A 13,162-nucleotide genomic window follows, 5' to 3' on the forward strand; every position below is an offset into this window, starting at 1 on the left:
AGAAAAAGCGTGCTTAAGCAAACCAACCGGTTTGATTTTAAATTCCGTTATCCTTCCAAGAACGGGCTGGGCATTTTAAAAAAGCTGATGAAGCCTTAGCTTTCATCCAGCCTTCGCTTTCCTGCCCCGTTAGCTATAACTAATAAAGGCGCACCGTTGTCGGCGCGCCTGTTTTACTTGGATGAATGTTTTCTGCGATGCGGCATATTGCCCTTTGTCTTCACTTCGCCGCCCTCCGTCTCCAGTCCGTCGTCGCCGGGCTTAAAGATCCGGCGCAGCGTCCCCAGCATGGATAGCGCATAAGCAACGGTAACGAAGCTGAATGCAATCTCCAGCACCACGACAAGCCGGGACGTATTATCGACAGGGGCTACATCGCCATACCCGACCGTGACAAACGTCGCCATGCTGAAATACAGGAAGGTAATGAACTGGCTCAGCAAATCCTGACCGAGGTTCTCGCCTTCGAAGGAAACGCCCCCGAACAGCTTATAGATCGACATATACACCACCGTGAAAAATAGAATGCACATCCCCGCCGCCATGCTGATCCGAACCAGGGTCGTTTTCATATCGACATGCTGATGGACAGAGTCTGCAATCTTATCGAAGATATACAGCACATAGAAAATAACGGAGCATAATGAAAACAGCAGGATCAGGGCCCGCATGCCGCCTTCTCCGGGTACGACATGCATGAGATCAATCCAGCCGAGCAGATCCTCGACCGATATCAGGACATAAATGAGCAGCGGCGCCAGCAGCAAAGGCCTGCTGGACCACTTCTTGTCCATGCTGTAAAACAGATAGATCAACAACAGCAAGCCTGCCAAATTGAGCAGCCACATCCACCAAGACATCTCAAGTCCCTCCTTCAGCTTGAGGCCCGCAACCTGCAGGCCGTGCCATTACGTCCTATTACCCTCGAAACGGCACCTCTGCACCTGGAGGTCATTGGCAGCTGGCAAGAACTGACTATAGCCCGTGGTGATGTCCGGATATCTTGTGTTGCGTCGGCCCCAACACTCGCCCGCGGCAGCTCCGAAAGCTTGCGCGATGCGCCGCTAACATTTAACGGTTCTTCTCCATCCACGACACGGCATAATCCACCATGGCCCGCTGTTCAGCCAGTATGCAGTCCGCCTTTCCTACGCGTCCATGGATATACGCATCGGGGCACTGCGCTTCGAACGAAGCCCCTAATGCCTCGAAGTCGTCCGAATGATAGTTGATATCCTGAAACGCCTGCCACTCCGTTACTCCCTGTACCCTGCGGACTGGCGCATGAGCGGTAACCGCCTCCTTGCCCTTCCAATTGGCGCGGTATTCGCTGAGGTGGAACGACGTATTGTTGCCATAACCACTGCCCAGCATAAGCACGTACGCGCCCGCATCATATAAGCGTGCCAGTGGAGACGCTTCGCCTAAGCTATGATCCAGCGGATGGGATTGCATAAGGACTCTGGCATCCCTGCCGCGTGCCGCAAACGAAACATGCGGATGAGCGCTTCGGATAACCCCTTCTTGTTTACGGAACGCTTCCGGAATGATCCCCATTCCCGAAGTGACCGTCAGATCCGGATCATACGGCGGCATGCCCTCGCGGATCAGATTCCACCATTTTGGATCGGCCGGCGGATTTCCCCATGTCTTTGGATCGGTTAAGTTCGCGGATTGCGTCGGCATCACCAGCGTCCCTTCTTCCCCCAGCACGTCTTCGAGTGCCAGTATGACGGCCTCCGGACCGCCGACGATCCACCCGCCCACACTCTTGAGCGAGGAATGGACCAGCAAGGTCATGCCCTTTCGTACGCCCAGAGCGGCCAAATCATCGCTAATATCCTTTGTCGTAATCGGTCTTTCTATGATCAAGCGACTCACCTCAGATTCAATTCGAAGATTTCCTGTCCTATGAAAAAAACACATAAATTATAGCACAACAAAAAGCGCCTGTACCGAAGCCATGCCCCGGTCAGACGCCTTGGGTGTTGAAGTTAACCGATTAAACGCTAAGCCAGCGCTTAAACAGCTGTTTGGTCGTATCCTTGTTCATTTCCGCAATGGACGTTGTCAGCGGAATGCCCTTCGGACAAGAACGCACGCAGTTCTGCGAGTTGCCGCAGCCCTCGATGCCTCCGTCCTGCATCAGCGCCTCCAAACGCTCCTCCTTGTTCATCTCGCCTGTCGGGTGAGCATTGAACAAGCGAACCTGGGAGATCGCGGCCGGTCCGATAAAGTCCGTTTTTTCGTTGACGTTCGGGCAAGCCTCCAGGCATACGCCGCAGGTCATGCACTTGGACAGCTCGTAAGCCCACTGACGCTTCTTCTCCGCCATTTTGGGGCCAGGACCAAGGTCATAGGTGCCATCGATCGGAATCCACGCTTTCACGCGCTTGAGAGCCGTGAACATGCGGCTGCGGTCGATCACCAAGTCTCTCACGACCGGGAACGTCTTCATCGGCTGAATCCGAATCGGCTGCTCCAGCTTATCGATCAAGGCCGCGCATGCTTGGCGCGGCTTCCCGTTAATGACCATGGAGCAAGCTCCGCAAACTTCTTCCAGGCAGTTGGAGTCCCAGCATACGGGTGCGGTGGTTTGGCCCTGCGCATTTTTGGGATTGCGCTGAATTTCCATCAGCGCACTAATGACGTTCATGCCGGGACGGTACGGAATTTCGAATTCCTCGGTATAGGACTTCGTCTCCGGATTGTCCTGACGTGTAATGATAAATTTAACGCTCTTTGAGGCAGCTGCCGTTTGAGACATCGTAAATCCCCCTTCCTTCTTACTTGTCTTTCGAATAGTCGCGAATCCGCGGCGGGATTAAGGAAACATCCACTTCTTCATATGAAATCTGTGGTCCATCCGGCGTCCAGGTTGCTTTGGTTGTCTTGAGGAAGTCTTCATCGTTACGATCCGGGAATTCCGGCTTGTAGTGAGCGCCCCGGCTTTCGTTCCGGAGAAGCGCACCCAGCGTCATGGCCTCGGACAGCTCCAGCATGTTCCACAGCTGACGCGTGAACGCCACGCCCTGGTTGTTCCAGCGGGAGGTATCCGTCATATTGATATTGCGGTAACGCTGCTTCAATTCCTTGATTTTGCCGATGGTTGCTTCAAGCTTGTCATTGTAACGAACAACCGTCATGTTGTTGGTCATCCATTCACCGAGCTCTTTATGGATCACATAAGCATTCTCGGTTCCTTCCATCTTGAGCAGGCCTTCGTACTTGGTGGTTTGCTCTTTCGCTGCGCGGTCAAATACCGTGGAGGATACATCCTCTGCGGATTTCTTCAGGCCTTTGACATATTCGATCGCTTTCGGTCCGGCCACCATGCCGCCGTAAATGGCGGATACCAGGGAGTTGGCTCCCAAACGGTTCGCGCCGTGATATTGATACTCGCATTCGCCGGCTGCGAACAGCCCTGGAATGTTGGTCATTTGGTTGTAATCGACCCACATGCCGCCCATGGAGTAATGGACTGCCGGGAAGATTTTCATCGGGATTTTGCGCGGATCGTCGCCCATGAATTTCTCATAGATTTCGATGATGCCGCCGAGCTTGACGTCCAGCTCTTTCGGATCCTTATGGGAGAGGTCCAGGTAGACCATGTTCTCGCCGTTGATGCCGAGTCCCATATCAACGCAGACGGAGAAGATTTCGCGCGTAGCGATATCGCGCGGCACCAGGTTTCCGTAAGCAGGGTATTTCTCTTCGAGGAAATACCAAGGCTTGCCGTCTTTATAGGTCCAGATCCGTCCGCCTTCGCCGCGTGCCGACTCGGACATCAAGCGGAGCTTGTCGTCGCCCGGAATGGCCGTCGGGTGAATCTGGATGAACTCGCCGTTCGCATAATGAACGCCTTGCTGATACACGGCACTAGCCGCTGTTCCCGTATTGATAACCGAGTTGGTTGTTTTTCCGAAAATAATGCCGGGACCGCCGCTGGCGAGAATGACGGCTTCAGCCTTGAACGACTTGATCTCCATCGAGCGCAGATCCTGGGCGGCAATGCCGCGGCATACGCCTTCGTCGTCGATGATCGCATTCAGGAACTCCCAGTTCTCGTATTTGGTCACAAGCCCCGCGGTTTCCCAGCGGCGAACCTGCTCGTCAAGCGCGTACAGCAGCTGTTGGCCGGTGGTCGCGCCGGCAAACGCGGTACGGTGGCGCTTCGTTCCGCCGAAGCGGCGGAAATCGAGCAGGCCTTCCGGCGTGCGGTTAAACATAACGCCCATGCGGTCCATCAAGTGGATGATGCCCGGCGCCGCTTCGCACATCGCTTTGACCGGAGGCTGATTCGCAAGGAAATCGCCGCCGTATACGGTATCGTCAAAATGCTCCCAAGGAGAGTCACCTTCACCTTTCGTATTTACGGCTCCATTGATGCCGCCTTGCGCGCACACGGAGTGAGAGCGTTTAACGGGTACAAGCGAGAATAGATGAACGTGAGCGCCTGCTTCCGCCGCTTTGATGGTTGCCATCAGCCCGGCGAGGCCGCCGCCCACTACGATAATATTAGATGCCATTTTTCGTTCACTCCCCTTTAACTTAAGACTGTCTTAACTACATCAATCGCTGCCGTCGCCGCCTGGAATTCGGAACCGCGGAATGCTGTCATGGCAAGAACGAACAGCACGCTCATCAATACGAACAAGCCCATGCAGATGTAAGTGGATACCTTCTGCGCGCGCGGACCGACGGTGATGCCCCAGCTGACGAGGAACGCCCACAGGCCGTTAGCGAAGTGGAAGGTAGCGGAAACAACGCCGATGACGTACAGAATAAACAGAACCGGATTGTTCATGATGCCGTGCATCGTGGCGCCCAAATCGTCATGCGTGATTTTGCCGATCATGATTTGGAAGCGCGTATCGTACATATGCCAGATGACAAAAACGAACGTAATAACGCCGGTGATCCGTTGGATGGTGAAGCGGATGTTCCGTTCATAGTTGTAGTTGCCCACGTTGTTATTCGCCTGGTAAGCGATGTATAACCCGTAGACGCCGTGATATAGCAATGGCAGCCAGATCAGGAACAGCTCGAGGAAAAAATCAGCGGCATGCTGTTCAAAAAATGCACCGCGCTCGCGAAGCCTTCCTTTCCACCCTCGAAAGCCTTAAAGTTGGAAATCATATGGCTGAGCAAAAATGCCCCAAGCGGTATGACACCGAGCAAAGAATGCAGCTTTCTGGAATAATACCCTTTCATCAGTTGACGTTCCCCTTTCCAATGTACAGCGTTTTCATTTTCAATCTTTCCTATTTTCAGAACAATTACACTTCCCCTGCCCTAAAAGAGGTTGTTCAAAAAGCCATGCAACGACAAAAAGTTGCCTATTTCAGCAATCGTGTGAACAACTTGTGTCATGTTTCATGTTACTCCTTTTTTTCTTATAATGGAATTGCAATATAATTATTAATCGTTATAATCTATACGCATAAGCAACGTTTTGCACGCATGTCTATTTTAATAGGAGGATTTCCATGTTCGAAGAACTGGACGTGTTCGCCGTCGTCGTGGAGCAATCCAGCATCAATCAAGCCTCCAAGCTGCTCAACTTGTCACAGCCGGCCCTGTCCCGAAAAATAGCCAAGCTGGAGGACCAGCTCGGACTGCAGCTGTTCAACCGCCGCGGCAAAAGGCTGGAGCTTACCTCCATCGGGCAGATTGTGTATACCTTCGCCCTGGAGCAGCGCCAGCAGCAGATCAAATTCTTGCAGACCTTGGCCCATTACCGGGAAGGGGACCAAATCTCGATTAACCTGGGCGCCAGTCTGACCACGCTGCAGACCACCCTGCCCCCGCTGGTCAATGCCTTCATGGAGCGTCATCCGTCAGCCGAAATCAAGCTCATCACCGGCAAGACCCATGAAATCGTGTCTTATGTAAGAGATAAACGGGTGGATGTCGGCATTGTTGCTTCATCCATCAATCAGCCGGGCTTGAACTGCATCCCGCTGTTCGATGACCATCTGGAGCTTGTCATCCCGTCTTCACATCCGCTGGCGGAAATCGAGGATGTGGGCATCGAACAGCTTCAAGGCCTGCCGATGATCATATTTTCGACCGGAACCTGGTACCGCAAGCTGACGGACGATCTGTTTCACCGCTGGGGCATCATGCCCGATATCCGGATGGAGATCGACTCCTTCGAAGCGATCGTCAGGCTGATCCCGACCTGCAAGGCGGCCGCGCTGCTGCCCAAATCCTATCTGAGGCCGCAGCTGCTGTCCGATAACGGGCTCGTCGACATTCATATTCCGGCACTCATCGAAACCCGGCGAACGACTTCGCTGATCTACGGACAAGCCTCGGAGCTGAGCAAGGCGGCCAGCCGCTGGATCGAAGAAACGGAGATCCTGTTCCGCAAGCTGGAGGAAAATAAATCGAAAAAAAACTGACGATATTTCGCAATCGTCAGTTTTTTTCTACTATATTTATTTTTCGAGCATATTCACGACTTCGGACTCAAAGCGGTCCACGTTGTCATTGGAGCCGATGACGACCATAATGTCGCCGGAGTTCACGACGTCCATGGCCGTCGGAGCAACGATAATGCCGGACTGTTTATTCAGCGCCACCACGCTGACGCCGTACCGGACCCTCGTATTAAGCTCGCTCAGCGTTTTCCCGTCCATGCAGTCCGTGACCGTCATCTCCACAATCAGATAATCCTTGGATAATTCGATATAATCAAGCAGGTTTGGCGTCACGAGCTGGTGCGCTACCCGGATCCCCATATCCCGCTCGGGAAAGATGACCCGGTCCACGCCAAGCTTCTCCAGCGCCCGGCCGTGCAGCACCGATATCGCCTTGGCAACGACCATCGCGACACCCAGCTCTTTCAACAGGATGGCGGAGAGGATGCTCATCTGAATGTCGTTCCCGATCGCAACGATCCCGCAGTCGAAGTTGCGGATGCCGAGCGATTTAAGCACTTCCTCATCCGTCGCGTCCGCCACCACCGTATGCGTCAGCAGCTCGCTCATGTCCTCGACGACCTCTTCGTTCCGGTCGATGCCGAGCACCTCATATCCCTGTTCCATCAGCTCCAGCGCCAGACTGGCGCCAAATCGCCCCAAACCGATGATTGCAAATTGCTTTGGTTTCATGTCTCTCCTATACCCCTTATCCAATTATCATTTTGCCTTCCGGATGACGATATAATTCTTTACCCTTTTTCGGCCCTAGTGCATAAGCAAGCGTCAAAGGCCCCAATCGACCCGCAAACATCGTAAGGCTGATCAGGATCTTGCCGAACACGGTCAAATCGGGCGTTAAGCCCATGGAGAGACCTACCGTACCGAAGGCGGATGTCGTTTCGAATAGAATCTCCAGGAAGTCCCCTTCCTCTGTCGTCGACAGAATCATCGAGACGGTTAGAACGAGCAGCAGGGCCAGCAAGGCAATGGTCAGTGCCTTCAGCACCCGCTCCTGGGCCAGGCGATAACGGAACATGACGATGTCTTCCCGCCCGCGCATCATCGCAATGACCGCCCCTACCATAATGGTAAAGGTCGTGGTTTTGATGCCGCCGCCGGTTGACCCTGGAGATGCTCCGATAAACATCAGGATGACGATAAAAAATTGCGTTGCCTGTCTGAGCCCCGTAATATCTATAGTATTCGCGCCCGCCGTACGCGGCGTTACGGATTGGAATAACGCGCCAAAGAATTTCCCGCCCCAGTTCAGGGAACCCAGCGTTCTCGGGTTGGTAAATTCAAATATGAGAATGACGATAAATCCGACCGCAAGCAAGGCAGCCGTCATCGTGAGCACCACCTTGGAGTGCAGGGAGAGCCTCCGCTGTTTTCGGTAATCGATCAGATCGGAGAGCACAATAAATCCAATGCCCCCGGAAACAATTAAGAACATCACGACGAAGTTGACTACCGGATCGTATACATACCCGGTCAAACTCCGAAAATCGCCAAACAAATCGAAGCCGGCGTTGTTAAACATCGTCACCGCATGAAAAACTCCGTAATATATCGCCCGGCCCAGCGGCATTTCAAACGCCCAACGAACCGATAAAAGGACTGCGCCGCAGGCCTCGATGACGAGCGAGTACAGCAGTACTCTGCGTATCAGCCTTACGATGCCTTCCATCGAGGACTGATTCATCGCTTCCTGCAGGATTAGACGGTCTTTGAGCGATATGCGTCTCTTCAGAACCAAGGCGAATAAAGTAGCCATCGTCATGAATCCGAGCCCGCCGATTTGAATCAGCAGCATGATCACGACTTCTCCGAAGGAACTGAATGTCGTTCCCGTATCCACCACGACCAGGCCCGTTACGCACGTTGCCGAGGTCGAAGTGAACAAGGCGTCAGTAAATCCAAGCGGTTCGCCCGTCGTCGTCGAGATTGGCAGCATTAACAGCCCGGTCCCGATGAAGATGATGGCCGCAAAACCAAGCACGAGAATTTGGGGCGGAGACAATGTAAGCCAGTTTAATTTAGCGTTCAATCGGACACCTTCTTTAAAAAAATCAACGAAAAAAGACACTGGAAAACGCAGTGCCTTTCGGTCTGGTTCCTGTGCAACAGCCTACGAGGTTAGCTGACGGATTCGGGCATTTCCACAGGTCGCCCTATTCATTATTCCGGGAATAATGAAATTCACCCCAATTACATGGTTCCCCCATTTTCATTACGAAATTCGGCTGGAATATTCGGTTCCTTCAAGCATGATGTGATTATAACTCAATCCGGTACGTAAACCCAATGCCGTTTTTCGCCCGAAATATCTTTAAAAGAGCGCGAATTGGGCATATTCAAGAATACAAGCGTAGGGTTCTCTAACGTTTTCGAAACCTTTCATTCATTTTCATCGATTTATTTCAATATTCCGATAATTGGGATAAGCTGCTTATGGCTTTCATACTATGTTATATTGACTCTATGCGTTCTTAATCAGGCATATCGAATACCAGTGGGAGTATCAACTTTCTTAGAGGAGGAATTTCATGAATCGTGCAAGAGAGCCCTTGAAGCTGAAGCCCAATCTGAAGCAGCTCATCGCGCCTGCCGCAGTCGGCCTGATTCTGTTCCTATTATTTCAGGTATTTCCGTGGGCGAATCCGGACGATACCGAGATGGCCTCGCCGGATATCATTTCCAAGGAGCAGGCTCGGCAGGCAGCTTCAAGGTTTGCTCAGGAGCATCTGCAGTTTGCGGCTGCGGACACGGACGAAGCCTTGGTTACATATCAATCCAAATCGGAACTTTACGGATATCTGGCGAAGGAGAAGAGACTTTCGGAATATAACAAAACCTATGAAGCCAAATATCCCTATGACGTATACCGCGTTCGCTTCAGCGAGCCTGGAGGCGATGCCCTCAATGTGGACGTGCACATGCAGAATTCCGGCATCGTCGGATTCTCGTATGATTATGCCCGCTCCAGCTTTGACCGGATCGAGCTGAACAAGGGCGAAATTCAGAGGCAGATGCTGCTCGTCGTTGAGGACGGCATGACATTGGCCGAGAAGCAGGCGCTGGCCGAGCCATGGCTTCAGCGGGCGGGTTATGACCTGTCGAATCTGGAGCTGGTTACGAAGGAAGGGGAGCCCCGTCTCAAATATGTGGACCCTGAATCCAGGATCGGGGACTCCAGGCTGGAGCACCGCTTCACCTTCGAGCAGGGGAAATTGCGCTCTTATGAGCCCTCCTTCTCGGTCCCGGCCGCCCACTCCGCTTATGTCAACAAGCAGACGCAGGATGCCACCCTGCTGACGCTCGCCGGGTACGGCCTGTTCACCCTAATCCTGGGCATTCTTGCGATTGTGTACAGCGTAAAGACCAGGGCCTACACCTCGTTTAAGCGCGGCCTGTTCTTATCGGCGCTGCTGTTCGTCATTCAGATGCTGAACACGTACAATCTGATTCCCGTTTTCAAATCCGAAGGCATGTCGCAAACCGGCGTGCTCGGGATGATGATTTTCTATGCCGTCTATTCGCTCGTTTTCTCCGCCCTGCTCTATTTCTCCCTTGTCGGCGGCAGCGGGCTGTGGCATAAAGAAGACGGGCTCAATCCATGGCCGCGCGCCAAAGAACCCGGATACGGGCACTACGTGCTGGACAGCATGAAGCTGGGGTATATGTGGGCCTTCATCCTGCTTGGCGTCCAATCCGTCATCTTTATCGGTCTTGGCCTGACCCTGAATACATGGTCCACCACGGATGCGACGCAGTCGCCTTACAACATGCTGTATCCTTGGCTGTTTCCGTTGATGGCCTGGCTGGCCGGCATATCCGAGGAGGCCGTGTACCGGCTGTTCGGCATCAAGATGGTGAAAAAGATCGTCCGCAATACCTTTGTCGCAAGCTTGATCACCTCGCTCATCTGGGCGCTGGGACATACGCTCTATCCGATATACCCCGTGATCTCCCGGCCGATTGAGCTGGTCATCATCGGTTTGCTGTTCAGCTACATCTTTTTGAAATACGGGTATTTGGCGGCCATGTTCTCCCATGTCATCTTCAACAGCATCCTGATGGGCATCAGCCTGATCATGCTCAAGGATGCAGCCAACTTGTTGACGGGCGCTTTTTACATGGTGCTTCCGGCGATTGTCGCCTATGCGATTTACCGTTTCAACCCGACAAAAAAAGAGAAGCCGTATGTCACGACTCCTCCTCACGAAGTGCATTAAGAATTTCCGTAGCTAATTTTTCACCGATTGAAAGGGGCTTGAAGTCTTCGACTGAAGCCTCTTTTATTTTTTTGACCGAGCCAAAATGCTTCAGCAGCATTTTGCGGCGCTTCTCCCCGATGCCCGGGATCGAATCCAGCTTGGACGTCACCATCGACTTCCCGCGCTGCTCGCGGTGGAAGGAAATCGCGAAACGGTGAACCTCATCCTGAATGCGCTGGAGCAAATAGAACTCCTGGCTGTCACGAGGCAGCGACACCGGCTCCGGCGGGTCTCCGACCATCAGCTGCGTCGTTTTATGCTTGGCATCCTTCACAAGCCCGCAGACCGGGACGAACAGCCCGAGTTCATTCTCCAGCACGTCGATGGCCGCTGAGATCTGTCCCTTCCCCCCATCGACGACAATGAGGTCCGGAAGCGGCAGGTTCTCCTTCAATACACGCTCATACCGCCGCCGGATCACTTCACGCATCGTATCGTAATCGTCCGGCCCCTGCACGGTACGGATCTTATATTTGCGATATTCCTTCTTATCCGGTTTCCCGTTGGTGAATACAACCATGGCCGATACCGGGTTTGCGCCCTGAATGTTCGAGTTATCAAACGCCTCGATCCGGTTCAGCGACTGAAGGCCGATCACCTCGCCCAGATTGGCCGCTGCAACCGAGGTCCGCTCTTCATCGCGCTCAATCAAGCGGAATTTCTCGTCCAGGGACACCTTTGCGTTATCCGACGCCATGCCGACCATCTGTTTCTTCAAGCCCCGCTGCGGCACGTGAACCTTCACGCCCAGCCATTCCTGCAAGGCGGCAGCGCCCCCGGCAGCATCCACGAGGCCGGCGGCCTCCGCCTGCTCCGCCTGGGCTTGAACAAGGATTTCCCGCTGTTCTTCGGATGCATCCGTGGTCAGCTTCTTCTCCGTTTCCGCGGCTTCGCCTGCGTTCCGAGCGCCTTGATCCCCGGCGCTTCCGATTGCCGTCTCTGATCCGGCCTCCTCTGCCAACAAAGGCCCCGGCAGCAGAATTTCCTGCGGCAACGCAGGATTATCGCTGTAATACTGGGCTATGAACGACATGAAATCACTGTGCGCATCCCCGTAGAACGGAAAAACGGACTTGTTGCGCTGCACCATTTTGCCTTGGCGCATGTACAGAATCTGCACGCACATCCAGCCTTTGTCCACGGCATAACCGAATACGTCGCGATCCCGGGTATCCGTTGTCGTGATCTTCTGCTTCTCCATCAGGGTATCGATATGGATGATTTGGTCGCGGAGCTCCTTGGCACGCTCGAAATACAAATCCTCCGCGGCCTCCTGCATCTTCCGCTGCAGTTCCTTCTTGATCTCTTCGTGCCCGCCGCTCAGGAAGGAAGTAATCTCTCCCGTAATCTGTTCATAGGCGGACTTCGGCACTTCCTTGACGCATGGTGCCAAGCATTGTCCCATATGGTAATACAAGCAGACCTCTTTCGGCATAACGCCGCATTTGCGCAGCGGATACATCCGGTCCAGCAGCTTTTTGGTCTGCTGCGCCGCATACGCGTTCGGATAAGGGCCGAAGTATTTGGCTTTATCTTTAAGCACCCTCCTGGTCACTTCCAGGCGGGGATGCTCTTCATTCGTTATTTTGAGGTAGGGATAGGTTTTATCGTCCTTCAGCAGCACATTGAATCTCGGCTGATGGGTTTTGATCAGATTGCACTCCAGAATTAGCGCTTCCATGTTGCTGCCCGTCACGATGTATTCGAAATCGCGGATTTCCGAAACGAGCATCTGGGTCTTCCCGTTATGGCTCCCGGTAAAATACGAGCGTACCCGGTTCTTTAGCACTTTGGCCTTGCCCACGTAAATGATCGTGCCTTCATGGTTCTTCATCAGGTAGCAGCCCGGCTGGTCCGGCAGCAATGCCAGCTTGTGGCGAATATTCTCCTGCGCTTTCTCTTGCTCCTGAAGCCGTTTGGCAGAATCGTCCATGCTATTCCTCCTCTCCAAGGAGATTGTATGATATTAACGTTATAAATATATACCATGATAATGAACCACACAAAGCGCCTCCGGGTTACACCGAAGGCGCTGTATGAAAGCGGATTGCAGTCTATGGCAAATCCTGCTTATTGATGTTTTGCAATGATGCCCTTCAAGGCTTCTTTGGAGTTCAGACCTACGACTTTATCGACAGGCTGGCCGTCTTTAAAGAAGATCATGGTCGGAATGCTCATGACGCCGAAGCGTGCTGCGGATTCCGGATTCTCATCCACGTTCACCTTTGCAATTTTTACATCATCGCCGAGTTCTGAAGACAATTCGTCCAGAATCGGAGCAAGCATTTTACAAGGGCCGCACCATGGCGCCCAGAAATCAACTACAACCGTGCCTTGTCCTTCTACTTCATTGACGAAGGTTTGGTCGGTAACATTGACGATAGCCATTGTATTCTCCTCCTCACAGGATAAGATCGAGTAAAGTGCGAATCATAATTGTCGAATGGGTCGACGAAT

The 13,162-nt window shown here is 53.1% G+C and carries 10 protein-coding genes, 1 pseudogene and 1 riboswitch; of the genes and pseudogenes, 2 read left to right on the forward strand and 9 right to left on the reverse strand.

The features are described 5' to 3' along the window. Positions 1 to 173 precede the first annotated feature (173 nt). The 5 genes and pseudogenes from HMPREF9412_RS16800 to HMPREF9412_RS16820 all read right to left on the reverse strand — a co-directional run bounded on the left by HMPREF9412_RS16800 (position 174) and on the right by HMPREF9412_RS16820 (position 5,214). Positions 174 to 860, reverse strand: coding sequence for a potassium channel family protein (locus HMPREF9412_RS16800; RefSeq protein ID WP_009592880.1), 687 nt, complete (start codon positions 858 to 860; stop codon positions 174 to 176). A 211-nt stretch (positions 861 to 1,071) separates the two neighbouring features. Further along, positions 1,072 to 1,872: an aminoglycoside N(3)-acetyltransferase gene (locus HMPREF9412_RS16805; protein WP_009592886.1), complete on the reverse strand. Its 801-nt coding sequence runs from the start codon at positions 1,870 to 1,872 to the stop codon at positions 1,072 to 1,074. Positions 1,873 to 2,002: 130 nt separating this feature from the next. Beyond that, a complete protein-coding gene (gene sdhB / locus HMPREF9412_RS16810; RefSeq protein WP_009592902.1) occupies positions 2,003 to 2,767 on the reverse strand; it encodes a succinate dehydrogenase iron-sulfur subunit in 765 nt (254 codons plus the stop codon). A 19-nt stretch (positions 2,768 to 2,786) separates the two neighbouring features. Further along, entirely contained in the window at positions 2,787 to 4,529 is a 1,743-nt protein-coding gene (gene sdhA, locus HMPREF9412_RS16815; RefSeq protein ID WP_009592884.1) for a succinate dehydrogenase flavoprotein subunit, read from the reverse strand. Between the two features lie 17 nt (positions 4,530 to 4,546). Next, positions 4,547 to 5,214: pseudogene (locus tag HMPREF9412_RS16820) on the reverse strand (succinate dehydrogenase cytochrome b558 subunit). A gap of 275 nt (positions 5,215 to 5,489) precedes the next feature. On the opposite strand from HMPREF9412_RS16820, the gene HMPREF9412_RS16825 reads away from it, so the two are divergent. Further along, the gene (locus tag HMPREF9412_RS16825; protein ID WP_009592853.1) at positions 5,490 to 6,407 is read left to right on the forward strand and encodes a LysR family transcriptional regulator; all 918 of its coding nucleotides are present in this window, start codon (positions 5,490 to 5,492) and stop codon (positions 6,405 to 6,407) included. A 36-nt stretch (positions 6,408 to 6,443) separates the two neighbouring features. Here HMPREF9412_RS16825 and HMPREF9412_RS16830 read toward each other — a convergent pair whose 3' ends face one another. Together HMPREF9412_RS16830 and HMPREF9412_RS16835 are read right to left on the reverse strand one after the other, a co-directional pair. Beyond that, a complete protein-coding gene (locus HMPREF9412_RS16830; RefSeq protein ID WP_009592874.1) occupies positions 6,444 to 7,118 on the reverse strand; it encodes a potassium channel family protein in 675 nt (224 codons plus the stop codon). A gap of 16 nt (positions 7,119 to 7,134) precedes the next feature. Further along, positions 7,135 to 8,475 carry a TrkH family potassium uptake protein gene (locus tag HMPREF9412_RS16835; protein WP_036672544.1) on the reverse strand — a complete coding sequence of 447 codons (1,341 nt, stop codon included), beginning with the start codon at positions 8,473 to 8,475 and terminating at the stop codon, positions 7,135 to 7,137. A gap of 63 nt (positions 8,476 to 8,538) precedes the next feature. Continuing rightward, positions 8,539 to 8,683, reverse strand: a riboswitch (cyclic di-AMP (ydaO/yuaA leader). Between the two features lie 291 nt (positions 8,684 to 8,974). Here HMPREF9412_RS16835 and HMPREF9412_RS16840 point away from each other — a divergent pair. Continuing rightward, entirely contained in the window at positions 8,975 to 10,663 is a 1,689-nt protein-coding gene (locus HMPREF9412_RS16840; RefSeq protein ID WP_009592906.1) for a CPBP family intramembrane glutamic endopeptidase, read from the forward strand. On the opposite strand, the gene uvrC is transcribed toward HMPREF9412_RS16840, so the two are convergent. Both uvrC and trxA read right to left on the reverse strand, forming a co-directional pair. Next, positions 10,635 to 12,638: an excinuclease ABC subunit UvrC gene (gene uvrC / locus HMPREF9412_RS16845; RefSeq protein WP_009592907.1), complete on the reverse strand. Its 2,004-nt coding sequence runs from the start codon at positions 12,636 to 12,638 to the stop codon at positions 10,635 to 10,637. The two genes, HMPREF9412_RS16840 and uvrC, sit on opposite strands and share 29 nt — an antisense overlap. Before the next feature lie 137 nt (positions 12,639 to 12,775). Then, complete coding sequence (gene trxA, locus HMPREF9412_RS16850; protein WP_009592891.1) at positions 12,776 to 13,093, reverse strand: thioredoxin; 318 nt, start codon at positions 13,091 to 13,093, stop codon at positions 12,776 to 12,778. Between the last annotated feature and the right edge of the window lie 69 nt (positions 13,094 to 13,162).

Source organism: Paenibacillus sp. HGF5 (assembly GCF_000204455.1).
GTDB lineage: Bacteria > Bacillota > Bacilli > Paenibacillales > Paenibacillaceae > Paenibacillus_AQ > Paenibacillus_AQ lautus_A.

Excerpts from the sequence above, each read along its gene's own strand:
- HMPREF9412_RS16800 (WP_009592880.1), bottom strand. The coding sequence starts at position 860 with ATGTCTTGGTGGATGTGGCTGCTCAATTTGGCAGGCTTGCTGTTGTTG.
- sdhB (WP_009592902.1), bottom strand. The coding sequence starts at position 2,767 with ATGTCTCAAACGGCAGCTGCCTCAAAGAGCGTTAAATTTATCATTACA.
- sdhA (WP_009592884.1), bottom strand. The coding sequence starts at position 4,529 with ATGGCATCTAATATTATCGTAGTGGGCGGCGGCCTCGCCGGGCTGATG.
- HMPREF9412_RS16825 (WP_009592853.1), top strand. The coding sequence starts at position 5,490 with ATGTTCGAAGAACTGGACGTGTTCGCCGTCGTCGTGGAGCAATCCAGC.
- HMPREF9412_RS16830 (WP_009592874.1), bottom strand. The coding sequence starts at position 7,118 with ATGAAACCAAAGCAATTTGCAATCATCGGTTTGGGGCGATTTGGCGCC.
- HMPREF9412_RS16840 (WP_009592906.1), top strand. The coding sequence starts at position 8,975 with ATGAATCGTGCAAGAGAGCCCTTGAAGCTGAAGCCCAATCTGAAGCAG.
- uvrC (WP_009592907.1), bottom strand. The coding sequence starts at position 12,638 with ATGGACGATTCTGCCAAACGGCTTCAGGAGCAAGAGAAAGCGCAGGAG.
- trxA (WP_009592891.1), bottom strand. The coding sequence starts at position 13,093 with ATGGCTATCGTCAATGTTACCGACCAAACCTTCGTCAATGAAGTAGAA.